The sequence below is a fragment of the Albidovulum denitrificans genome (assembly GCF_002973535.1).
GTDB lineage: Bacteria > Pseudomonadota > Alphaproteobacteria > Rhodobacterales > Rhodobacteraceae > Albidovulum > Albidovulum denitrificans.
Genome location: NZ_PVEP01000008.1, coordinates 35,957 through 57,643, shown reverse-complemented (window position 1 = coordinate 57,643; position 21,687 = coordinate 35,957). Strand labels below are relative to the sequence as shown.

Annotated in this window: 21 protein-coding genes; 17 read left to right on the top strand and 4 right to left on the bottom strand. The window is 64.8% G+C overall.

Features of this window, described 5'->3' with window-relative positions:
• Positions 1-7 precede the first annotated feature (7 nt).
• The 3 genes from LX70_RS15950 to LX70_RS15940 are packed head-to-tail and all read right to left on the bottom strand — an operon-like array spanning position 8 to position 3,274.
• A complete protein-coding gene (locus LX70_RS15950; RefSeq protein ID WP_105515800.1) occupies positions 8-913 on the bottom strand; it encodes a DMT family transporter in 906 nt (301 codons plus the stop codon).
• A 7-nt stretch (positions 914-920) separates the two neighbouring features.
• The gene (gene argE / locus LX70_RS15945) at positions 921-2,084 is read right to left on the bottom strand and encodes an acetylornithine deacetylase (RefSeq protein WP_105515799.1); all 1,164 of its coding nucleotides are present in this window, start codon (positions 2,082-2,084) and stop codon (positions 921-923) included.
• A gap of 5 nt (positions 2,085-2,089) precedes the next feature.
• Positions 2,090-3,274, bottom strand: a complete 1,185-nt coding sequence (locus LX70_RS15940) for a M24 family metallopeptidase (protein ID WP_105515888.1) — start codon at positions 3,272-3,274, stop codon at positions 2,090-2,092.
• A gap of 191 nt (positions 3,275-3,465) precedes the next feature.
• Here LX70_RS15940 and ehuB point away from each other — a divergent pair, with 191 nt between their 5' ends.
• Genes ehuB through LX70_RS15900 form a run of 8 tightly spaced genes read left to right on the top strand, consistent with a single transcriptional unit; the run spans position 3,466 to position 10,119 of the window.
• A complete protein-coding gene (gene ehuB / locus LX70_RS15935; protein ID WP_105515798.1) occupies positions 3,466-4,308 on the top strand; it encodes an ectoine/hydroxyectoine ABC transporter substrate-binding protein EhuB in 843 nt (280 codons plus the stop codon).
• 57 nt (positions 4,309-4,365) lie between these two features.
• Positions 4,366-5,031, top strand: coding sequence for an ectoine/hydroxyectoine ABC transporter permease subunit EhuC (gene ehuC, locus LX70_RS15930; protein WP_105515797.1), 666 nt, complete (start codon positions 4,366-4,368; stop codon positions 5,029-5,031).
• Positions 5,028-5,696 (top strand): ectoine/hydroxyectoine ABC transporter permease subunit EhuD, encoded by a 669-nt coding sequence (ehuD, locus tag LX70_RS15925; RefSeq protein WP_105515796.1) that lies wholly within the window; start codon positions 5,028-5,030, stop codon positions 5,694-5,696. The genes ehuC and ehuD overlap by 4 nt, the downstream gene beginning before the upstream one ends.
• Positions 5,697-5,705: 9 nt before the next feature.
• Entirely contained in the window at positions 5,706-6,512 is an 807-nt protein-coding gene (gene ehuA, locus LX70_RS15920) for an ectoine/hydroxyectoine ABC transporter ATP-binding protein EhuA (protein WP_281260462.1), read from the top strand.
• Position 6,513: 1 nt separating this feature from the next.
• Positions 6,514-7,518: a hydroxyectoine utilization dehydratase EutB gene (eutB, locus tag LX70_RS15915; RefSeq protein ID WP_105515794.1), complete on the top strand. Its 1,005-nt coding sequence runs from the start codon at positions 6,514-6,516 to the stop codon at positions 7,516-7,518.
• Positions 7,508-8,494, top strand: a complete 987-nt coding sequence (locus LX70_RS15910) for a cyclodeaminase (protein ID WP_105515793.1) — start codon at positions 7,508-7,510, stop codon at positions 8,492-8,494. Before eutB ends, LX70_RS15910 begins: the two co-directional genes overlap by 11 nt.
• A 3-nt stretch (positions 8,495-8,497) precedes the next feature.
• On the top strand, positions 8,498-9,646 hold the full coding sequence (locus tag LX70_RS15905; RefSeq protein WP_105515792.1) for a M24 family metallopeptidase: 1,149 nt from the start codon (positions 8,498-8,500) through the stop codon (positions 9,644-9,646).
• Positions 9,643-10,119 (top strand): Lrp/AsnC family transcriptional regulator, encoded by a 477-nt coding sequence (locus tag LX70_RS15900; RefSeq protein WP_105515791.1) that lies wholly within the window; start codon positions 9,643-9,645, stop codon positions 10,117-10,119. The genes LX70_RS15905 and LX70_RS15900 overlap by 4 nt, the downstream gene beginning before the upstream one ends.
• On the opposite strand, the gene LX70_RS15895 is transcribed toward LX70_RS15900, so the two are convergent.
• Positions 10,120-10,992, bottom strand: coding sequence for a MurR/RpiR family transcriptional regulator (locus LX70_RS15895; protein ID WP_245885108.1), 873 nt, complete (start codon positions 10,990-10,992; stop codon positions 10,120-10,122).
• Between the two features lie 143 nt (positions 10,993-11,135).
• Here LX70_RS15895 and LX70_RS15890 point away from each other — a divergent pair, with 143 nt between their 5' ends.
• The 9 genes from LX70_RS15890 (at position 11,136) to LX70_RS15850 (ending at position 21,633) form a co-directional block, all read left to right on the top strand.
• The gene (locus tag LX70_RS15890) at positions 11,136-11,927 is read left to right on the top strand and encodes an N-formylglutamate amidohydrolase (protein ID WP_105515789.1); all 792 of its coding nucleotides are present in this window, start codon (positions 11,136-11,138) and stop codon (positions 11,925-11,927) included.
• 1 nt (position 11,928) lies between these two features.
• A complete protein-coding gene (locus tag LX70_RS15885; protein WP_105515788.1) occupies positions 11,929-12,435 on the top strand; it encodes a TRAP transporter small permease subunit in 507 nt (168 codons plus the stop codon).
• Between the two features lie 3 nt (positions 12,436-12,438).
• Positions 12,439-13,764 carry a TRAP transporter large permease gene (locus LX70_RS15880; protein WP_105515787.1) on the top strand — a complete coding sequence of 442 codons (1,326 nt, stop codon included), beginning with the start codon at positions 12,439-12,441 and terminating at the stop codon, positions 13,762-13,764.
• 46 nt (positions 13,765-13,810) lie between these two features.
• Positions 13,811-14,848 (top strand): TRAP transporter substrate-binding protein, encoded by a 1,038-nt coding sequence (locus tag LX70_RS15875; protein ID WP_105515887.1) that lies wholly within the window; start codon positions 13,811-13,813, stop codon positions 14,846-14,848.
• A gap of 120 nt (positions 14,849-14,968) precedes the next feature.
• Entirely contained in the window at positions 14,969-16,333 is a 1,365-nt protein-coding gene (locus tag LX70_RS15870) for a glutamine synthetase family protein (protein WP_105515786.1), read from the top strand.
• 40 nt (positions 16,334-16,373) lie between these two features.
• Positions 16,374-17,762 carry an aldehyde dehydrogenase family protein gene (locus tag LX70_RS15865; RefSeq protein ID WP_105515785.1) on the top strand — a complete coding sequence of 463 codons (1,389 nt, stop codon included), beginning with the start codon at positions 16,374-16,376 and terminating at the stop codon, positions 17,760-17,762.
• Positions 17,759-18,907: an iron-containing alcohol dehydrogenase gene (locus tag LX70_RS15860; RefSeq protein WP_105515784.1), complete on the top strand. Its 1,149-nt coding sequence runs from the start codon at positions 17,759-17,761 to the stop codon at positions 18,905-18,907. Before LX70_RS15865 ends, LX70_RS15860 begins: the two co-directional genes overlap by 4 nt.
• A gap of 45 nt (positions 18,908-18,952) precedes the next feature.
• The gene (locus LX70_RS15855; RefSeq protein ID WP_245885107.1) at positions 18,953-20,188 is read left to right on the top strand and encodes an NAD(P)/FAD-dependent oxidoreductase; all 1,236 of its coding nucleotides are present in this window, start codon (positions 18,953-18,955) and stop codon (positions 20,186-20,188) included.
• A 140-nt stretch (positions 20,189-20,328) separates the two neighbouring features.
• Entirely contained in the window at positions 20,329-21,633 is a 1,305-nt protein-coding gene (locus tag LX70_RS15850) for a UDP-glucose dehydrogenase family protein (RefSeq protein ID WP_105515782.1), read from the top strand.
• The last annotated feature ends 54 nt before the right edge of the window (positions 21,634-21,687 follow it).

Below are 21,687 nucleotides of genomic sequence, written 5' to 3'. Positions count from 1 at the left end.
CGGCGGATCATCCTGACGCTGTCTTCTTGCCGACGATGTAGACGCCCGCGGCCGAAAGCGCAAAACCCAGCAAGGCTAGCGGGGTGATCGTCTCACCCAGGATCAGCCAGGCGGCGACCATGGCCAGCGGCGGGACCAGGTACATCATCGCCGAAATGCGCGTCGCGTCGCCGCGCTGCACCAGCGCGATGAAGAGGCTGATCGAGATGATCGAATTCGCGATCACGAGATAGGCGATGGAGACGGCGAAGCCGGGGGTCCAGTCGATGACCATCGTCTCGGTCATCGCGGCCACCGGCAGAAGGACCGCGAAGCCGACGGCGTATTGCACGATGCCGCCGGTGACCGGATCGGTCCGCATCCCGTGCCATTTCTCGAACAGCGTGGCCGAGGTGATGCCGCCCAGCGAGCAAAGGGCGAGGAAGACGGCGACCCAGGGGCTTGGCCCAAGCGAGCCTTCCGACAGGATCACGAGGACGACCCCGGCAAAGCCCAGCGCCAGCCCGAACCACAGCGCCGGGCTGCCCCGCGCGGCGGAGATAAAGGGCGCGAACACCGCGACCAGGATCGGCTGCAACGCCATGATGATCGCCGTGGTCCCGGCGTTCATCCCGCGCTTCATGGCAAGATAGGCCATCCCGAAATAGACACACTGGATCAGGAACCCAGTCACCATGACCGCCCCCCAATGCCGCCCGCCCTGCGGCCAGCGCGGGCGGCGCAGGAGGAGGAGCGGCAGCAGCGCCAGCACGGCAAGCCCGTAGCGCAGCGCCAGCATCGTCATCGGCTCCACATAGGACAGGCCGAGCTTGGCAAAGGCATAGCCGCCGGACCAGAGGATGAGGAAGATGAAGGGCGCCGCGCGCCAGAACAGCGGCTCGGCCGTGCGTCCGGTTGGTGCGGCGATCTGCATCACATCCTCATGCCCCGAGTTTCGCGCCCAGACGTTCCAGCATCACAAGGCATTCTTCAAGCTGGTCAAGCGCAAGGTATTCGTCGGGCTTGTGCGCCTGCTCGATCGAGCCCGGCCCGCAGACCACCGCCGACATGCCCAGCGCCTGAAAGATCCCGGCCTCGGTCCCGAAGGCGACGGTATCGGCGCCATTGGCCCCGGTCAGTTCGGCGACGATGTCGCGCGCCTCGTTCTCATCGGCCGGGATCAGCCCGTCGACCTCGCCGATCACCTCGGTGACGATGTCGGCCTCGGGCATCACGGCGCGCATGGCGGGCAGCAGCGTATGGGTGCAGTAGTGGTGCAGGTCGTCCTTCACGAAATCCGCGTCCCCCGCCTGGACCGGGCGCATTTCCCAGTCCACCCGCGCCTTGCCGGGGATGACGTTATGGGCCACCCCGCCGACCAGCGCGCCGGTGTTGATCGTGGTCCAGGGCGGATCGAACCGCCCCTGCGCCGGGGCGCGCGCCTTGAGCTGTTCCTTCAGCTCAAGCAACCGGCCGACATAACGCACCGCGTATTCGACCGCATTCACCCCCCGGTCGGGGCCAGAGCCATGGCCCTCAAGCCCGGTGAAATGGGTGGTGTATTCGTAGCAGCCCTTGTGCCCCTCGATGATCCGCATCAGGGTCGGTTCGCCGATGATCGCCACGCCGGGGCGCACCCCTTGCGCGCGCAGAACCTGCGCCAGCGCCTGCGCGCCAAGGCAGCCGGTTTCCTCATCATGGGTGAAGGCGAAGTGGATCGGCCGGTCCTTCACCTTCTCGGCGTAGAAGGGTGCCATCGCCACGGCGGCGGCGATGAAGCCCTTCATGTCGCAGGTGCCACGCCCGTAAAGCCGCCCGTCCCGCTCCACCATCTCGAACGGATCGGTGGTCCAGTCCTGATCGGCGACCGGCACCACGTCGGAATGGCCCGACAGAAGGATGCCGCCATCGACCTCCGGCCCGAGCGTGGCGAAGAGATTGGCCTTCGTCCCGCTCGGGTCGGCATGCACCTCGACCTTCGCGCCCACGCCTTCCAGCCGGTCGGCGAGGAATTCGATCATCGCCAGATTGCTGTCCGTCGATACCGTCGGAAAGGCGATCAGGTGGCGCAGAAGCGCCTTGGTATCGTCAAGCGCGTGCTGCACCTTCCTCAGTCCTTCACGAAAAGCTTGCGGTCCATGTTGCAAAGCGGCTCTGCCGCCCCGGTTTCCTTGATGAGGATCGTTTCGGTCGTTTCAAGCCCCCAGCTTTCCATCCAGAGCGCGGGCATGAAATGGAAGGTCATGCCGGGTTCCAGAACGGTTTCATCCTCGGTGCGGAATGATGCCGTGCGCTCGCCCCAGTCGGGCGGATAGGACAGGCCGATGGGATAGCCCATGCGCCCCTCGCGCTTCAGGCCGTATTTCTTCAACACATCGAGAAAGGCGTTGCAGACGTCGGCGGTGCGATTGCCCGCGCGCGCCGCTTCAAGCCCCGCTTCGATCCCCTCGATCTGGGCCTTCTCGGCCTCAAGCATCTCTTGCGGCGGCTTGCCAAGGAAGACGGTCCGGCAGAGCGGCGCGTGGTAGCGGCGGTAGCAGCCGGAAAGCTCGAAGAACGTCGCCTCCCCCGCCTTCATCGGTGCGCCGTTCCAGGTCAGGTGCGCGGCGGTCGCGTCAAGGCCCGAGGGCGTCAGCGGCACGATGGCCGGATAATCGCCCCAGTCGTCGCCCACCCCGGTGATCCCGGCATGAAAGATCTCGGCCACAAGGTCATTCTTGCGCACACCCGGCGCCGATTTCTCGATCGCCGTTCGCACCACCTTTTCCGAAATTTTCGCAGCCTTGCGGATGAACGCGATCTCATCTTCCGACTTGACCAGCCGCTGCCAGTTCACCAGCGCGGTCGCGTCGGCGAACGTCGCGTTTGGCAGTTCGGCGGTCAGCACCGCATGGGCCTTGGCGGAGTAGTAGTAGTTCTCCATCTCCACCCCGATCCGCGCCTTTTCCAGCCCAAGCTCGCGCAGGATGCGGGCAAGGTCCTGCATCGGATGACGAACGGTGGACTGGACGTAGTTGTCGGCATAGCCGTGGATCGTCGCGCCCTCCATCCAGCAGGTGCGCAGCGCGCCAAGGCTGTCCATGTAGCGCCCCCACCAATGCGGATCGCCATCCTTGGTCAGGATCACGCCCTGATGCACATAGAAGGACCAGCCGTCATAGCCGGTCAGCCAGGCCTGGTTCGACGGATCGGTGACGAAGACCGCGTCAAGCCCCGCCTTTTCCATCGCCGCCCGCGTCTTCGCGATTCGGCGCGCATATTCGGCGGCGCCGAAGGGGGCATGTTGCAAACCCATGATGAACCTCATGTGAATCGGGTTGATTTGTACACAACGGTATGGCCGGGCCTGACCCTTGGCAAGATAGATGCGCATTTCAGGGCGCATTCGACAACAAATTTCTTGACACAAACGCCCGCCGAACAATGATGTGTACAACACCACGAGCTTCGGCCCGAATCCGAAGACATCCAGCACGGGAGCACAGGATGAAAAAGCACCTACTGACGACCCTTCTTGCCAGTGTCGCACTTGGCGCCACCACGGTTGCGGCCTTTGCCGGTCCGCTGATGGACCGCATCAATGCGGGTGAGACGATCCGCATCGGCTTTGCCAACGAAATCCCCTTCGCCTATCCGGGCGACGACGGCAGCCCGAAGGGCTTCGTCAACGCCGAGGTTCTCGGCGTGCTGGCGAAGATGGGCTACACGAATATCGAGCCGGTCCAGACCGATTGGGGCGGGCTGATCCCCGGCCTTCAGGCGGGGCGCTTCGACATCATCACCGGCGGTATGAACATCCTGAAATCGCGCTGCGAGAACATCGCCTTTTCTGACCCGATGGCCAGGATCGGCGACGCCTTCATCGTTGCCGCAGGCAATCCCAAGGGGCTTGAGAACTACGTCACCATCAAGGATGCGGGCGCCGTCATGGTGACCGGCGCAGGCTATTCCAACGTGGAACAGGCCAAGGCCGCCGGCGTCCCGGAAGCCGACATCATGCAGGTCCCCGGCCCGACCGAAATCCTTGCCGCCGTCAAGGCCGGGCGTGCCGATGCGGGCGCAGGCACCTACTTCACCATGAAGCAGCTTGCCGCAAGCTCTGATGGCACGGTCGATGTCACCGACCCCGGCGCGATGCCCGAGGACACGATGAACTGGGCCGGTGTCGGCTTCCGCAAGGAGGATCAGGACTTCCTCGACACGTTCAACGCCGCGCAGAAGGACTATCTCGGCTCGGCCGAGATGATGGCGGCGGTGAAGGACTACGGCTACGACGAAACCACCCTTCCGGGCGACAAGACGACTGATTGGGTCTGCGCCAATCGCTGATCATGAAAGGGGCGGTGCGATCCGCCCCTTGTCATCCTGACGGGGAAGGGGCGGCCGATGTCGATCTGGGAGTATATGCAGATTTATGGCGCGCGGCTGGCCAGCGGCACCGCGATCACCTGCGCCCAGTTCGTTCTTGCCGCCCTTATCGCCATCGTCGTCGCGCTTCTCGCCGGGCTTGGCAAGCTGTCGCAGAACTGGCTGATCCGCGGCACCTCAGTTGTGTACATTGAGATCTTTCGCGGCACCTCGCTTCTGGTTCAGCTCTACTGGATCTTCTTCGTGCTGCCGCTCTTCGGTATCACGCTGCCGAAATTCGTCGCGGGTTTCGTCTCGGTCGGGCTGAACGTCGGCTCCTACGGCGCGGAACTGGTGCGCGGCGCGATCCAGTCGGTACCGAAGGGGCAGTGGGAAGCGGCCTATGCCCTGTCCATGTCGCCCGCCAAACGGATGCGCCGGATCATCCTGCCGCAGGCAATCGGCATCATGCTGCCGCCCTGGGGCAACCTGCTGATCGAGCTTCTGAAGGGGACCGCGCTGGTTTCGCTGATCTCGGTCGCGGACCTGATGTTCCAGGCCAAGCAGATCAACGCCTCCACCTTCCTCTCGGCGCAGTCCTTCGGTATCGCGCTGGTGATCTACTACATCCTCGCCCGGTTCTTCATCACCCCCTTCATGCGGCGGATGGAACGGGCCATGGCGCGGAGGCTTGGCAAGGCATGAGCTTCAACTGGCGCTGGGACTTCACCTGGGACATCCTGCCGCGTCTCCTCGCGGCCACGCTCAACACGCTGATCGCCGCCGGTGCGGGCTATGCCATCGCGCTTGTGCTGGGCCTCATCCTTGCGCTGGCGCAGCGCACGGGGTGGCGGGGGCTGACCGTCGCGGTAAGGGAATTCGTGGAGTTCATCCGCTCCACCCCGCTCGTCCTGCAAATCTTCTTCGTCTTCTATGTCGGCCCGCAATTCGGCATCCGCCTGTCGCCCTGGACCTCGGGCATGATCGCCATCGGCCTGCATTATTCGGCCTACCTGTCCGAGGTGTACCGCGCCGGGATCGAGGCCGTTCCGAAAGGCCAGTGGGAGGCCTGCCGCGCCATCAACATGTCGACCCGCGACACCTATCTGCGCATCATCATCCCGCAGGCCCTGCCGCCGTCTATCGCCGGGATGGGAAACTACCTTGTCGGTATCTTCAAGGACACGCCGATGCTGTCGGTGATCGGGGTTGCCGAGCTTATGCACACCGCCAATGCCATCGGGTCGGAAAGCTACCGCTTCCTTGAACCCTACACACTGGTGGGTGTGATCTTCCTTGCCATTTCGCTGCCCACCGCCGGCCTGATCCGGCTGTTCGAAGGCTGGGTGCGCCGCAAACTGGGGCTTTGAACGATGGATATGTCTGCCTACCCGCTGGAACTGCCCGAAGGCGACCGCCCGATGGTGCGGTTCATGAACGTGACCAAGAGCTACGGCAAGCTTGTGGTGCTGGACCAGCTGAACCTCGACATTTCGGAAGGGGAGATGGTATCGGTCATCGGCCCGTCCGGCTCTGGCAAGACGACCGTGCTGCGGATGCTTATGACGCTTGAGACGATCAATGGCGGCGTCATCTATGTGGACGGAAAACCGCTGACCCATATGCCGAAGAACGGCACCCTTGTGCCTGCCGATGAGAAATACCTGCGCAGGATGCGCGCATCCATCGGCATGTGCTTCCAGCACTTCAACCTTTTCCCGCACATGACCGCGCTTCAGAACTGCATGGAGGGGCCGGTGCAGGTCCTCGGCCTGTCGAAGGCGGAGGCGCGGGCGCGGTCAGAGGAACTGCTGACCATGGTCGGCATGATCGACAAGAAGGACCAACACCCCTCGCGCCTCTCCGGCGGTCAGCAGCAGCGCGTCGCCATCGCCCGTGCGCTGGCCATGCGCCCCAAGGTGATGCTGTTCGATGAGGTGACATCCGCGCTTGACCCCGAGGTGATCGGCGAGGTGACGAATGTCATCCGCAAGCTCGTGACGGAACACAACCTGACCATGCTGATGGTCACCCACCAGATGGGCTTCGCCCGCGACATCTCCGACCGGGTCTGCTTCTTCTTCGGCGGCAAGATCGAGGAGCAAGGCCCCCCGGACGAGCTGTTCGGCAACCCGCAGCGCGACCGGACAAAACAGTTCCTGTCGGCGGTCAAGGACGCGGACTGAGATGGCATTTTCGCTGGCCGACATACTCGCCGCCCGGCGGGTCATCCGGGGTGTGGCGGATGCCACGCCCTTCGTCCCCTCGCCCTTCATGACCAGGACCGCAGGGCAGGATTTTCTGCTGAAACTGGAAAACATGCAGCCGGTCGGCGCCTTCAAGCTGCGCGGCGCGGTGAACGCGGTGATGACGCTGCCCGCAACTGTCGGGGGTGTGACCTGCTGTTCCACCGGCAACCATGGGCGGGGCGTGGCCTATGCGGCCGGGCAGCGCGGCATGAAGGCGGTGATCTGCATGTCACGCCTTGTCCCGCAGGCCAAGGTCGACGGCATCCGCGCGCTGGGCGCCGATGTGCGCATCGTCGGCACCAGCCAGGATGAAGCGATGCACGAAAGCCAGCGGCTTTGCGACGCCGAGGGGCTGGTGGAAATCTCACCCTTCGACGACCCGAAGGTAATCGCCGGTCAAGGCACCATCGGGGTGGAGATGCTTGAGGCGCGGCCAGACCTGACCACGCTTCTGGTGCCGCTGTCGGGCGGCGGGCTGGCGGCCGGGGTCGCGGTCGCGGCCAAGGCGATCAACCCCGCGATCCGCGTCATCGGCATCACCATGGACCGGGGCGCGGCAATGCATGCCTCTCTCATCGCCGGAAAGCCGGTGGAGGTACCGGAAGTCGCCTCTCTCGCCGACAGTCTGGGCGGCGGGATCGGGCTGGAAAACCGCCTCTCCTTCCCGCTTTGCCGCGACCATCTGGACGCGACCGTTCTGGTGACCGAGGAAGAGATCCGCCACGCCATGCAGGTGCTGTATTTCGAGGACCGGATCGTGGCCGAGGGCGCCTCGGTCGTCGGCCTTGCCGCCATCCTGTCCGGCAAGGTCAGGGTGGAGGGACCCACGGGAACCATCGTCACCGGGCGCAACCTCGACATGGGGCTTTTCACGAAGATCATGGCGGGGGAAGACGTGACGATCGGCGACCTGACGGTGAAGGGCAGATGCTATGGCGCATGACATCCAGATCGTGACCGAGGCGGAACTGCGCGCGGCGGTCGGCCTTGACCTGACCACCATCGGCATCATCGAACAGGCCTTCGCGGCATTGGCCAAAGGCGGCGTCGTGATGCCGCCGATCCTGTCCATGGACCTGCACGCGGCCAATGGCGAGGTCGACGTCAAGACCGCCTATATTCCCGGCTTCGACGGTTTCGCGATCAAGGTCAGCCCCGGCTTTTTCGACAACCCGAAGCTGGGCCTGCCAAGCCTGAATGGCTTGATGATCCTCTTCTCCGCGAAGACCGGGCTGGTTGAGGCGCTGTTCCTCGACAACGGCTATCTGACCGACATCCGCACCGCCGCCGCCGGGGCCGTCGCCGCCCGCCAACTCGCGCCCGCACATGTCGAAACTGCGGGCGTGATCGGCACCGGCGTGCAGGCCCGGCTGCAAATGCAGGCGGCGCATCTGGTCCGCCCCTTCGCCCGCGTCCTCGTCCATGGCCGCGACATGGACAAGGCCCGCGCCTGCGCCGCCGATCTGGCCCGCGCGCTTGGGATCACCGCCGAGGCCACAGCCGACCCCGCCGCGCTGGTCGCCGAAAGCCAGTTGGTCGTGACCACCACCCCCGCCCGCACCCCGGTCCTGAAGGCCGACTGGCTGCATCCCGGCCTGCACATCACCGCCATGGGGTCCGACCAGACCGGCAAGACTGAAATCGAGCCTGCCGCGCTGATGGCCGCCGACGCCTATATCTGCGACCGCGTCAGCCAGTGCGAGGTGTCGGGAGAGCTTGAGGCAGCGCTGGCCTCGGGCCTCTGGACCAAAGGCACCCCCGCCGAACTGGGCGAGGTCATCATCGGCGCAAAGCCGGGCCGCACATCGCCCGACGCCATCACCATCTGCGACCTGACCGGCACCGGCGTTCAGGACACCGCCATCGCAACCCATGTCCGCGCCCGGTTCGGCAACGCGGGGACGATCATTCGGGCATGACAGATGTTCAGGAACCCTTTTTCCGATAACGAACTCTCCCGCCGCGCCGCCGCCGTTCGCGCCGAAATGGCGGCGCGCGACATCGACATCGCGGTGCTTTCCGCCCCCGAAAGCGTCTTCTATCTGACCGGCCTCGACCACTGGGGCTATTTCGCGCCGCATCACCTGATCGTCCCGGCGGATGGCGAGATGGTGCTGGTGACAAGGGCGATGGAGCGGGTGACGATCGAAAACCAGGTGCGCAACGCCCGCTTCTCCGGCCACAGCGACAGCGTCACCCCCGCCAGCCATCTGGCGCGGGAGCTTGCCGCCCTGAAAGGCCGCCGATTGGGGTTTGAGGTCGCCTCCACCGGCCTGACCTTCGCCGCGGGTCTGGACCTTGTCGGCGCCCTTGGCCTGGCGGACTGGGCCGACATCACCACCCTGACCCACACCCTTCGGCTGGTGAAATCGGAGGAGGAGCAGGCGCTGATGCGCGCCGCCGCCAAAGCCTCTGACGCAGGCACGCTGGCCGCCATCGCCGCGATCCATGACGGCGCGGCCGAGGCCGAGGTGGCCGCCGAATGCACCGCCGCGATGATCCGCGCCGGATCGAACCCGCCCGGTTTCGGCCCCTTCATCCGCCCCGAACACCGCATCGCCGAGGAACACACGACCTGGGGCGACGGCACCTACAAGGCGGGTGGCCGGGTGATGCTGGAACTTGCGGGCTGCGTCTCGCGCTACCACGCGCCAATGGGGCGGCTGATCCATATCGGTCAGATCCGCGATGAGGACGCTGCGATGGCCGAGATTTCCAAACGTGCCTTCGAGGCAAGCCTGAACGGCCTGCGCCCCGGCCGCAAGGCGCGCGAGGTCTATGCCGACTGGCAGGCCGTCGTCGACGATGCCGGGATGGCGCACTACCGCCGCCATCACTGCGGCTACCTCGTCGGCCTTGGCATGGCGCCGTCCTGGACCGGCGGAAACTCCGTCACCGGCCTCAGGCATGACAGCGACCTTGAATTGCGTGAGGGAATGACCTTCCACCTGCTGTCATGGTTCACCGAAACCGGGCGCGGCGATTACTTCGTGTCGAACACCGCGCTTCTGGGCGCGAACGGGCCGGAACTGTTGACCAAGGCGCCGATGGGGCCGACGGTGGTCCGATGAAGCTTGACGACCGCGACATAGCCATCCTGCGGGTCCTTTCGACCGAGGGCCGCATCACCAAGGCGGCGCTGGCCGACCGCATCGGCCTGTCGCCGACCCCCTGCTGGGACCGGCTGAAAAAGCTTGAGGATGCCGGGCTGATCGAGGGCTACCGCGCCGATATCGGCCTGAAGAAGCTTGGCCCCCATGTCACCGTCTTCGTCGCCGCCGAACTGGCCGACCACACCGCCGCCAGCTTTCGCGCCTTTGAAGAGGCGGTCGGGCGCTATGACGAGGTCATCGCCTGCTGGGCGCTGGGCGGCGGGTTCGATTACCTGATGCAGATCGTGACGCGCGACATCGACGCCTATCAACGCCTGATCGACACCATGCTGGACGCCCGGATCGGGCTGGCGCGCTATTTCACCTATATCGTGACGAAGCCGGTGAAGGGCCGCACCGCGCCCCCCTTCGCCGCACTTCTGGGCCGTTGATCACCGCGAGCGGCGGAAAAAGCGGGCGCGGGCATACAGATCCTCAAGCCGCTTCATCCGGGTTTGCGTTTCCTCCCATGTCAGCGCCTGCACCGCCGCCAGAAGCGTTTCGACCAGAACCTGAAGCGCCACGGTCGAATCCCAGGCCGACGGCACCTCGATATGCGCCGACAGACGATAGCGCGCGCGTTCGGCGGCGGGGCTGACCCATTGGTCGGTCATCAGGACGACCTCCGCCCCCTGATCGGCGGCCATCTCCACCAGGGACAGCACGTTATTTTCATACCGCCTGATGTCGAAGGCCAGGATCACGTCGCCTTCCCGCATGTCGATCAGCGCGGGCGGCCAGGCGTTCGACATATCCGAAATCAGTGTCACGTCGCGTCGGATCACCTTCATATGCGTCACGAAATAATCCGCCATCGCGTGGGTGATCCGACCGCCCATCGCGAAAAGCTTGCGCTGCGGATCGGCCATCAGCCGCGCGATGGCGTCAAAGTCGGCATGGTCGATCTGGCCCAGCGTCGCCTGAAGGTTGCCGACGACCGCATCGGCAAAACGGTTGAGGATATGGGTATCCGGCACCCCCTCCGCCCAGCGGTCATGCTTGGTGAGGGGGGAGATCAGGCGTTCCTCCACCTCTGACCGGACCACGGCCTGAAAATCCGGGTAGCCCTTGAAGCCAAGCTTTTGCGCCAGCCGCACGACCGTGGGCGTGGACACATCCGCAGCCTTTGCCAAGGCTGTGATCGAGCCCAGCATCGCAACCGGGTAGTTCCGGGTGATATGGGTGGCCAGCTGCCGCTCCGCCCGCGTCAAGGCATCGAAATGCGCCTTGATATGTTGTTCGACCGTCGGGGCGGGTTTCGACACTGGCGATACTCCGAACAGAGTGCGCATCTTCCCGGCACGCGCATCAGAAACGATTGTAACAGAAATTTCCGTTGAGAAAATATCTTGACACAAAGCGGGCGCGCAAGAGAGCCTTGTGGTCAGGAATCGGGGGCAATGCAGTCATGGCGACGGGGCGCGGATCAGACCGTCTGAACGTGGTGGGGGTCGAAAACCGCGCGGCACCCGGTCCGTTCCTGATTGTCTGCGAACATGCCTCGAACCACTTCCCGCCCGGCTTCGGCACGCTTGGCCTTTCCGATGCCGACCGTCAGGCGCATATCGCCTGGGACCCCGGCGCGCTGGGCGTGGCGCGGCGGCTGGCGCGCAACCTTGACGCGCCGCTGGTCCATGCGCGGGTGTCGCGGCTGATTTACGACCTGAACCGCCCGCCCTCCTCCACCGGCGCCATGGCGAAGCGGAGCGAGGATTACGACATCCCCGGCAACCACGACCTGACCCCGGCAGAGCACTGGCGCCGGACCGAGGGCATCTACCTTCCCTTCCACACCACGCTTCACGGCGAAATCGCCCGCCGCCTCGCCGCGGGCAATCCGCCCGTGATCGTGACCATCCACAGCTTCACTCCGGTCTGGTTCGGCACCCCGCGCGATGTCGAATTCGGCATCATCCACGACGCGGACCCGACCTTCGCGCGGGCCGTCCTGGCCGAGGCGAAGGCAAGGACCGGCCTCGATTGCCGCCTGAACGAACCCTATTCGGCGGCGGATGAGGTCACCCATACGCTGCGCCTGCACGCCACGCCCTACGACCTGCCGCACGCCATGCTGGAGCTGCGCAACGACCTTGTCGCCGACCCGGTGGCAGAGACCGCCATGGCCGACGGGTTGGCGCCCGTCCTTTCCGCCGCACTCGCCGCCATCCGCAACGACCAGACCGAGGGGGCCAGCGCCTGACATGCCGAACTGGATCAAGGCCTATGTACGATTCGTCGATGCCCTGAACTACCGGGTCGGGCGGTTTTCGATGTATCTGCTGTTCGTGCTGATGGGCATCCTGCTCTGGTCCTCGATCAGCAACATCCTGCGCCAGAACGCGATCTGGACGCTGGAAATGGCGCAGTTCACCATGGTCGCCTATTACATGCTGGGCGGGCCGTATTCCCTGCAACTCGACTCGAATGTCAGGATGGACCTGCTCTACCACCGCTGGTCCGACCGGACAAAGGCCTGGTTCGACGCCTTTTCGGTCTTTGCCCTGCTCTTCTACCTCGGCGTGCTGCTTTACGGCGCGGTCGAAAGCACGATCTACTCGCTCGAATACGCCGAACGCAGCCCGACCGCGTGGCGACCCTATATCGCGCCGATCAAGATCATCATGTGTGTCGGCATCTTCCTGATGCTGCTTCAGGCCATCGCGTTCTTTTTCAAGGACGTGGCGAAACTGCGCGGCGAGGAGCTTTGACCCATGTCCTATGACATGATCGCGATCATGATGTTCAGCACGATGATGCTGATGATGATGACCGGCCAGCGCGTCTTTGGCGCTATCGGTTTCGTGGCCGTCACCGCTTCGGTCTTTCTCTGGGGGGTTGGCGGGTCCGACCTTGGCTTTGCCGCCGCGATGAAGCTGATGAAGTGGTATCCGCTGCTGACGCTGCCGATGTTCATCTTCATGGGCTATGTGCTGTCGGAAAGCCGTTTGGCGGACGATCTTTACCGGATGTTCCACGTCTGGATGGGGCCGGTGCCGGGGGGCCTTGCCATCGGGACGATCCTTCTGATGGTCGTGATTTCGGCGATGAACGGGCTTTCGGTCGCGGGCATGGCCATCGGCGCGACCATCGCCCTGCCCGAGCTTCTCAGGCGCAACTACGACAAGCTGATGGTGACGGGCGTGATTCAGGCGGGATCGTCGCTGGGCATCCTCGTCCCGCCCTCGGTCGTCCTTGTCCTTTACGCGATGATCGCGCGCCAGCCGGTCGGCCAGCTTTGGCTGGCGGGGGTCTTTCCCGGCCTGATGATGGCCGCGCTTTTCATCGGCTACATCTGGCTGCGCTGCAAGATCACGCCGTCGCTTGGCCCCGTGCTGTCGCCCGAGGAACTGGCGCAGGTCAGCCGCGCCGAAAAGCTGCGGCTGCTGCGCGCGGGCCTGCTGCCGGTCATCATCTTCGTGTCGATGATGGTGCCTTTCGTCATGGGCTATACGAGCCTTGTGGAAAGCTCGGTCGTCGGCGCGCTCGCCTCGGTCTTCGCGGCCGTCATCAAGGGTCGCTTCACCCGTCAGGTGTTCGAAACCGCGACGCGCGAGACGCTGGCGATTTCCTGCATGTTCATGTGGATCATCCTGGCCGCGCTCGCCTTCGGCGCCGTCTTTGACGGGCTTGGCGCGGTGAAGGCGATCGAGGGCTTTTTCGTCGACCGCCTCGGCCTGTCGGCCTGGGAAATCCTGATCCTGATGCAGCTTTCCTACCTGATCATGGGGACCTTCCTTGACGACACCGCGATGCTGGTCATCGTCGCGCCGCTTTACGTTCCGCTGGTCAAGGCGCTTGGCTTCGACCTGATCTGGTATGGTGTCCTTTACACGATCACCTGCCAGATCGCCTACATGACGCCACCCTTCGGCTACAACCTCTTCCTGATGCGCGCGATGGCCCCGCCGGAGATCTCGATCATCGACATCTACCGCTCCATCATCCCCTTCGTCTTCGTGATGATCCTGGCGCTGATCATCGTGACCGCCTTCCCGCAGATCGCGCTCTGGCTGCCCGAACACGTCTATGCCCGTTAACCCGACAAGCCCCGTCAAGAGGGACCACATCAGCAAGGAGAAGAAGATGACCACGACAAGACGGAAGTTCCTGACAAGCGGCGCCGCCGTCGGCGCCGCGACGCTCGCCGCACCGGCGATTGCCCAGTCCGCCCCGATCAAGTGGCGGCTTCAGACCTATGCCGGCCCCGCGCTTGGCGTCGAGGTGATCGACCAGTGCATCAAGGATTTCAACCAGATCGCCGACGGCCAGATGGAGATCGAGCTGTTCTATGCCGATCAGCTTGTCCCCACGGGTGAGCTGTTCCGCGCCATGCAGAAAGGCACCATCGACGCGGTGCAGTCCGATGACGACAGCATGGCCTCGCCGACCGAGGTCACGGTCTTTGGCGGCTACTTCCCCCTGGGCCTGCGCTATTCGCTCGACGTGCCTGCGCTGTTCAACCACTGGGGTCTGGATGAGATCTGGAAGGAAGAATATGCCAAGGTCGGCGTGCGCCATATCTCCGCCGGGTCCTGGGACCCCTGCAACTTCGCAACCCACAAGCCGATCACGTCCCTCGCCGACCTGAACGGGTTGCGCATCTTCACCTTCCCGACCGCAGGCCGCTTCCTGTCGCGCTTTGGCGTCATCCCGGTGACGCTGCCCTGGGAAGATGCCGAGGTCGCACTGCAAACGGGCGAACTGGACGGCATCGCCTGGTCCGGCATCACCGAGGACTATACCAGCGGCTGGGCCAACGTGACGGAGCATTTCCTGACCAACAACATCTCCGGCGCCTGGATCGGCCACTTCTTCGCCAACATGGACCGCTGGAATGAGGTGCCGCCGCATCTGCAACGGCTGATGGAGGTCTGCTTCAACTCCTCCCACTACCACCGCCAGCACTGGTACTGGAACGGCGAGGCGAACCTGCGCGTCAATGAAACGAAGCTGAAATCGACCACCATCCCCGACGACGAATGGGCCAAGGTCGAGGAAGAAGCCCACAAGTTCTGGGATGAAATCGCCGCCGAAAGCCCGCTGAAGGCCAAGATCGTCGACATATTCAAGAACTACAACGACACGATGGTGAAGGCGGGCAAGCCCTACCGCTACAGCTAGGACCAGCGGGGCGGCGGGACTTTCGCCGCCCCTTCCCTTCCCGACAGAATTTGATCAAATATCGAACCAACAGGAAGAGGGCCGATTCCGGCCCCGCCAGACGAACGAGGAGAGGCGAGAATGCCCGCAAACCTGACCTTCGACGCGCTGAAGAAAGCCGTGGCCAGCGGAGAGATCGACACCGTCCTGGTGGCCTTCCCCGACATGCAGGGCCGCCTGATGGGCAAGCGCTTCGTCGCGCAGCATTTCGTCGACAGCGCCTGGGAGGAAACGCATTGCTGCAACTACCTTCTGGCCGTGGATGTGGAGATGTTCACGGTGCCGGGCTACAAATCCGCCGGCTGGGAAAAGGGCTATGGCGACTACACCATGAAGCCGGACCTTTCGACGCTGCGCCTTGTGCCGTGGCTGGAAGGCACCGCGCTTTGCCTTGCCGATCTTCTCGACCATCACACGCATGAGGAGATCGCCGTCTCCCCCCGCGCGATCCTCAAGCGCCAGATCGCCCGCGCCAAGGCGATGGGGTTCGACGCGATGATGGCGACGGAACTGGAATTCTTCCTGTTTCAGGACAGCTATGACGCGATCACCGACCGCAACTTTCAGGACCTGAAGCCGCTGGGGCGCCACAATATCGACTACGCGATCTTTGGCACCACCAAGGAAGAAGGCGTGATGCGGGCGATCCGCAACGGGCTTTGGGGCGCAGGCATCCCGATCGAGAATTCCAAGGGCGAGGCCGAGGTCGGCCAGGAAGAGATCAACGCGAAATATTCCGACGCGCTCGACACCTGCGACATGCACGCGATCATCAAGAACGGCGTGAAGGAAATCGCCTTCCGGCACGGCCATGCCGCAACCTTCATGGCGAAATACGACCACCGCAGGGCTGGCTCCTCGTCCCACGTCCACCAGTCGCTCTGGCAAGGCAGCAAGCCCGCCTTCCGGGACGAGAAGGACCCGCATGGCATGTCGGACCTGATGAAGCACTACGTCGCCGGGCAGCTTGCCTATGCGCGCGACTTCACCCTGATGCTCGCCCCCTACATCAACAGCTACAAGCGCTTTGTCGTCGGCATGTTCGCCCCCACCAAGGCGGTGTGGAGCCTCGACAACCGCACCGCGGGCTTCCGCGTCTGCGGTGAGAACACCAAGGCGATCCGCGTCGAATGCCGCATCGGCGGCGCCGACCTGAACCCCTATATGGCCTGCGCCGCCCTTCTGGCCGCGGGCCTTGCCGGGATTGAGGAAAAGCTGGCGCTTGAGAAATCCGTGGACGGCGACGTCTACAACGCCAAGCGCGTGCGCGAGATCCCGCATACGCTGGTCGAGGCAGCGGCGCTGGCGAACAAGTCGAAGATGCTCCGCGCCGCCTTCGGCGATGATGTTGTGGATCACTACGTCCACGCCGCGCATTGGGAGATAGAGGAACAGAACCGCGTCGTGACCGACTGGGAAGTGAAACGGGGATTTGAGCGGCTGTAGAGGCCGTCGAAGGGCGCCGATAGCGCCAAGTGAGGACCAGATGACCAAGATGATCCAATGTATCTCGCCCGTCGACGGGCGGGTCTATGCCGAGCGTCCGGCCCTGACGCTGGTTGAGGCCGAGGCCGCCGTGGCCCGCGCCCGCGCCGCGCAGGCCGGTTGGGCCGCGCGCCCGCTTGAGGAGCGTATCGCGCTGGTGAAGGCCGGTGTCGAGGTCCTGAACGGGATGAAGGACCGCGTGGTCGAGGAACTGGCCTGGCAGATGGGCCGCCCCACCCGCTACGGCGGCGAATTCGGCGGCATGAACGAACGCACGACCTATATGGCCGGGATTGCGGCCGATGCGCTGGCGCCGATGGTGGTGGAAAACTCCAACCTCTTCGAACGCCGCATCGAACGCGAACCCTTCGGCGTGGTCTTCATCGTTGCGCCCTGGAATTATCCCTACATGACCGCGATCAACACGCTGGTGCCTGCGCTGATCGCCGGGAACACGGTGATCCTGAAGCACGCGACCCAGACCCTTCTGGTGGGCGAACGGCTGGCCGAGGCGTTCCATGCCGCGGGCGTGCCGGAGGATGTGTTCCAGAACGTCGTTCTCGACCATTCCGTCACCGAGGACCTGATCGGCCAACGCGCCTTCGGCTTCGTGAACTTCACCGGCTCGGTCGGGGGCGGGCAGGCGATGGAACGCGCCGCCGCCGGGACCTTTACGCCGGTGGGGCTTGAACTGGGCGGCAAGGACCCCGGCTATGTCATGGAGGACGCCGATCTGGACGCCGCCGTCGACAGCCTGATGGACGGCGCGATGTTCAACGCCGGTCAGTGCTGCTGCGGGATTGAACGGATCTATGTCCACGAAAGCCTTTACGACGCCTTCGTCGAAAAGGCCGTAGCCTGGGTGAAGACCCTCAAGCTCGGCAACCCGTTCGACGCCGCGACCACCATCGGCCCGATGGCCAACAAGCGCTTCGCCGAAACGGTCCGCAGCCAGATTGCCGATGCGATCACCGATGGCGCGACGGCACTGATCGACCCGGCGCTTTTCCCCGAGGATGACGGCGGCGCCTATCTCGCGCCGCAGATCCTCGTCAATGTGAACCACGAGATGCGGGTGATGCGCGAGGAAAGCTTTGGCCCCGTCGTCGGCATCATGCCGGTCAAGGATGACGCGCATGCAGTCGCCATGATGAACGACTGCGACTATGGGCTGACCGCCTCGCTCTGGACAGCGGACAGCGAGCGCGCGGCGCGGATCGGGCGGCAGATCGAGACCGGCACCGTGTTCCAGAACCGCTGCGATTACCTCGACCCGGCGCTCTGCTGGACCGGCTGCAAGGATACCGGGCGCGGCGCGGGGCTGTCGGTACTTGGCTACCAATCCGTGACCCGGCCCAAATCCTACCATCTCAAGAAGGTGACGAAATGAACGTGCCTACCGCCAACTGGTCCTACCCCACCGCCATCAAGTTCGGCCCCGGCCGCATCAGGGAGCTTGCCGATCACTGCAAGGCCGTCGGCATGAAAAAGCCGCTGCTGGTCACCGACAAGGCGCTGGCCGCCCTGCCGATCACGGCCGGGGCGCTCGACATCCTCGACGCGGCCGGGCTTGGCCGCGCGGTCTTTTCCGAGGTCGATCCCAACCCCAACGAGGCGAACATGGTGGCCGGGCTGAAGGTATTCCGCGCGGGCGGCCATGACGGCGTGGTCTGCTTTGGCGGCGGCTCGGCGCTTGACCTTGGCAAGATGATCGCGCTGATGGTGGATCAGACCGTCAGCGTCTGGGATCTTGAGGATATCGGCGACTGGTGGACACGGGCGAACCCCGCGACCATCGCCCCGATCATCGCCGTGCCGACCACCGCCGGGACGGGGTCCGAGGTCGGCCGCGCGGGCGTCCTGACCAACAGCCAGACCCACAAGAAAAAGATCATCTTCCACCCGAAGCTGCTGCCCGCCGTCACCATCTGCGACCCGGAGTTGACCGTGGGGATGCCGAAATTCATCACCGCAGGCACCGGCATGGACGCGCTGGCCCATTGTCTTGAAGCCTATTCCAGCCCCTTCTACCACCCGATGAGCCAGGGCATCGCCCTGGAAGGCATGCGGCTGGTGTTCGAAAACCTGCCCAAGGTCTACGATACCCCGAACGACCTTGAGGCGCGGGCAAACATGATGTCCGCCGCCGCGATGGGCGCGGTCGCGTTCCAGAAGGGGCTTGGCGCGATCCATTCGCTGTCGCATCCCGTCGGCGCGGTCTATGGCACCCATCACGGGACCACGAATGCGGTCGTCATGCCGATGGTGCTGGATTTCAACCGCTCTGCCATCGAGGACCGGATCGTAAAGGCCGCCGCCTATCTGGGCATTTCCGGTGGGTTCGACGGCTTCCGCGCGGCGGTCATGGACCTGCGCGCAAGGCTCTCCATCCCGGAAAACCTGACGGCGATGGGGGTTGAAGCCGCGCGGCTGGACGAATTGACCGAGATGGCGCTTGAGGATCCGTCCTGCGGTGGCAACCCGATCGAGATGACGAAGGAAAACACCCGCAAGCTCTATGATGCCTGCATGTGACCAGAACGGGCGGCCCATGGCCGCCCGACGTCACCGGCCCCGCTGATGGAGACGGTCGAAACCGCCGTCATCGGCGCCGGGGTCGTGGGCCTTGCCATCGCGCACCGGCTTGCCTCCGAGGGGCGAGAGGTCTTGCTGATCGACCCTGAACCGCCCGGATCGGGCGCGTCCTACGGCAATGCGGGGACCATCGCCGATTATGCCGTGCAGCCGGTCGGCACGCCCGATGTCCTGCGCAACCTGCCCGGCCTGCTTTTTGACCGCAACTCTCCCCTGTCGATCCGCAAGGCCGCGCTGCCGACGCTGGCGCCCTGGCTTCTTCGTTTCGCGCGCCAGTCGCTGCCGGGGGCCGCGCGGGCGAATGCGCAGGCGCTGGCCGCCCTTCTCGCCGACGCCGCGCCGCGCTGGACGACGCTGGCGGCGGAGATCGGCGCCGATGCCTTCCTTCAGGACCGGGGCTGCCTTTACTGGTACCGGAGCGACGCCGAATACCGCGCCGCCGCCAGCGACATGGCCTTCCGCCGCACCCTTGGCGCAACCGTCGAACTGCTGCCCGCGCCGGACCTTGCCGCCCTTGAACCCACCCTGCCGGTGGAGGCCGGCGGCGCGGCCTTCTTTCGCGGCGCCCTTTTCCTGACCGATCCCGGCGCGGTCATGGGCCTTCTGGCCGAACGGACGCAGGCGGCGGGCGCGGCGCTGGTCAAGGGCAAGGTCACGACCCTGTCGCGCGACGGCGGGCGGGTCCGCCTCTCCGGCCCCGGCCTGTCGGTCAAGGCGCGTCATGCCGTGATCGCCGCGGGCGCGCATGGCCGCGACCTTGCCTTGCAGGCGGGCGACCGGGTCCCGCTGGACACCGAACGCGGCTATCATCTGGAATGGGACATGGCCCAGCCGCGCCTCTCGCGCCCGGTCTGCCCCACATCGCGCGGCTTTTACCTTTGCCCGATGCGCGGCCGTTTGCGCGCGGCGGGAACGGTCGAGCTTGGCGGGCTGACGGCGCCACCCTCCGCCCACCGCCTGTGCCGGATCGCCGAAGGCGTGGCAGAGGTTTTTCCCGATCTCGGTCCGCGCAGCCGCGAATGGATGGGGTTTCGCCCCTCGATCCCGGATTCGCTTCCGGTGATCGGGCCGTCGGCGGCGGGCGACACCGTGATCCACGCCTATGGTCATGGCCATATCGGCCTGACCCTTGCCCCCGTGACGGCCGAGATGGTCGCGGGCATCGTCACCGGCAGATCGGCCCACCCGCTGCTGGCCCTGACCCGGCCCGGACGGTTCTGATCCCAAGACCGCCGCATTCGCGCAATTGTACGCAAAACCGGAACAAACCCGGCAGCGTCCCGCCGGGTCCTTTGCGCACCATTGACACGTCCCGCGCCTTCGTCCCATGACGGGCCAGAAATTTGCATGAGGGCGCATTCATGAAGATCGCGATGATCGGCACCGGCTATGTCGGCCTTGTTTCCGGTGTTTGTCTTTCGGATTTCGGCCATAACGTGATCTGCGTCGACAAGGACCCCCGCAAGGTCGAGATGCTGACCCGTGGCGAGGTGCCGATCTACGAACCCGGCCTTGACGTGCTGATGGCCAAGAACGTCGCGGCGGGGCGGCTTGAGTTTACCGGCGATCTGAAGGCCGCCGTGGACGGGGCGGATGCCGTCTTCATCGCCGTCGGCACCCCAACGCGGCGCGGTGACGGCCACGCCGACCTGACCTATGTGATGGCCGCGGCGGAAGAGATTGCCGAAGCGCTGACCGGCTATGCCGTCATCGTCACGAAATCCACCGTTCCGGTCGGCACCAACGCCAAGGTGCGCGCCGTGGTCGAAGCCGCCGCGCCGGGCAAGGCATTCGATGTCGCCTCCAACCCCGAATTCCTGCGCGAAGGTGCGGCGATCGACGATTTCATGCGCCCCGACCGGGTCGTCGTCGGCACCACTTCGGACCGCGCCAAGACCGTGATGGGCGAGATCTACCGCCCGCTCTTCCTGCGCGATTTCCCGATCCTCTACACCGATCTGGAAACGGCGGAGATGATCAAATACGCCGCCAACGCCTTCCTCGCGACCAAGATCACCTTCATCAACGAAATCGCCCGGCTTTGCGAAAAGGTCGGCGCCGATGTGAAGCAGGTGTCGAAGGGCATGGGCCTTGATAACCGGATCGGGAACAAGTTCCTGCATGCCGGTCCTGGTTACGGCGGGTCCTGTTTCCCCAAGGACACCACCGCGCTGGCCCGGATCGGGCAGGATTACGCCTCGCCCATGCAGATCGTCGAAACGGTCATCAAGGTGAATGACGAGATCAAGCGCCGGATGATCGAAAAGGTCCTCGACCTCGGCGACGGATCGGTCAACGGCAAGACCATCGCGGTCCTTGGCGTGACCTTCAAGCCGAACACCGACGACATGCGCGACGCGCCCGCGCTGACCATCGTCCCGGCGCTGGTGGGCGGTGGCGCCAAGGTCCGCGTCGTCGATCCCCAAGGCCGGCGCGAGGGGGAGCATCTGCTGCCCGGCGTCAGCTGGCTGGACGATCCCTATGCCGCGACCGAAGGTGCCGACATCGTCGTCATCCTGACGGAGTGGAATGAGTTCCGCGCCCTTGACCTGCCGCGCATGGCCGCCGGAATGAAACAGGCTCGCATGGCCGACCTGCGCAACATCTATTCCCCGAACGACGCCGAAGCCGCGGGGTTTGAGGCCTATGCGGGTGTGGGCCGCTAAAGCGTTTCGGGTTTGCGTTGTGAAAGGAAGTATCAGAATTCGAACGAAACAAGT

Excerpts from the sequence above, each read along its gene's own strand:
- ehuB (WP_105515798.1), top strand. The coding sequence starts at position 3,466 with ATGAAAAAGCACCTACTGACGACCCTTCTTGCCAGTGTCGCACTTGGC.
- eutB (WP_105515794.1), top strand. The coding sequence starts at position 6,514 with ATGGCATTTTCGCTGGCCGACATACTCGCCGCCCGGCGGGTCATCCGG.
- LX70_RS15900 (WP_105515791.1), top strand. The coding sequence starts at position 9,643 with ATGAAGCTTGACGACCGCGACATAGCCATCCTGCGGGTCCTTTCGACC.
- LX70_RS15940 (WP_105515888.1), bottom strand. The coding sequence starts at position 3,274 with ATGGGTTTGCAACATGCCCCCTTCGGCGCCGCCGAATATGCGCGCCGA.
- LX70_RS15855 (WP_245885107.1), top strand. The coding sequence starts at position 18,953 with ATGGAGACGGTCGAAACCGCCGTCATCGGCGCCGGGGTCGTGGGCCTT.
- LX70_RS15850 (WP_105515782.1), top strand. The coding sequence starts at position 20,329 with ATGAAGATCGCGATGATCGGCACCGGCTATGTCGGCCTTGTTTCCGGT.
- LX70_RS15910 (WP_105515793.1), top strand. The coding sequence starts at position 7,508 with ATGGCGCATGACATCCAGATCGTGACCGAGGCGGAACTGCGCGCGGCG.
- LX70_RS15865 (WP_105515785.1), top strand. The coding sequence starts at position 16,374 with ATGACCAAGATGATCCAATGTATCTCGCCCGTCGACGGGCGGGTCTAT.
- LX70_RS15870 (WP_105515786.1), top strand. The coding sequence starts at position 14,969 with ATGCCCGCAAACCTGACCTTCGACGCGCTGAAGAAAGCCGTGGCCAGC.
- ehuA (WP_281260462.1), top strand. The coding sequence starts at position 5,706 with ATGTCTGCCTACCCGCTGGAACTGCCCGAAGGCGACCGCCCGATGGTG.
- LX70_RS15880 (WP_105515787.1), top strand. The coding sequence starts at position 12,439 with ATGTCCTATGACATGATCGCGATCATGATGTTCAGCACGATGATGCTG.
- ehuD (WP_105515796.1), top strand. The coding sequence starts at position 5,028 with ATGAGCTTCAACTGGCGCTGGGACTTCACCTGGGACATCCTGCCGCGT.
- LX70_RS15885 (WP_105515788.1), top strand. The coding sequence starts at position 11,929 with ATGCCGAACTGGATCAAGGCCTATGTACGATTCGTCGATGCCCTGAAC.
- LX70_RS15950 (WP_105515800.1), bottom strand. The coding sequence starts at position 913 with ATGCAGATCGCCGCACCAACCGGACGCACGGCCGAGCCGCTGTTCTGG.
- LX70_RS15890 (WP_105515789.1), top strand. The coding sequence starts at position 11,136 with ATGGCGACGGGGCGCGGATCAGACCGTCTGAACGTGGTGGGGGTCGAA.
- LX70_RS15905 (WP_105515792.1), top strand. The coding sequence starts at position 8,498 with ATGTTCAGGAACCCTTTTTCCGATAACGAACTCTCCCGCCGCGCCGCC.
- LX70_RS15875 (WP_105515887.1), top strand. The coding sequence starts at position 13,811 with ATGACCACGACAAGACGGAAGTTCCTGACAAGCGGCGCCGCCGTCGGC.
- LX70_RS15860 (WP_105515784.1), top strand. The coding sequence starts at position 17,759 with ATGAACGTGCCTACCGCCAACTGGTCCTACCCCACCGCCATCAAGTTC.
- ehuC (WP_105515797.1), top strand. The coding sequence starts at position 4,366 with ATGTCGATCTGGGAGTATATGCAGATTTATGGCGCGCGGCTGGCCAGC.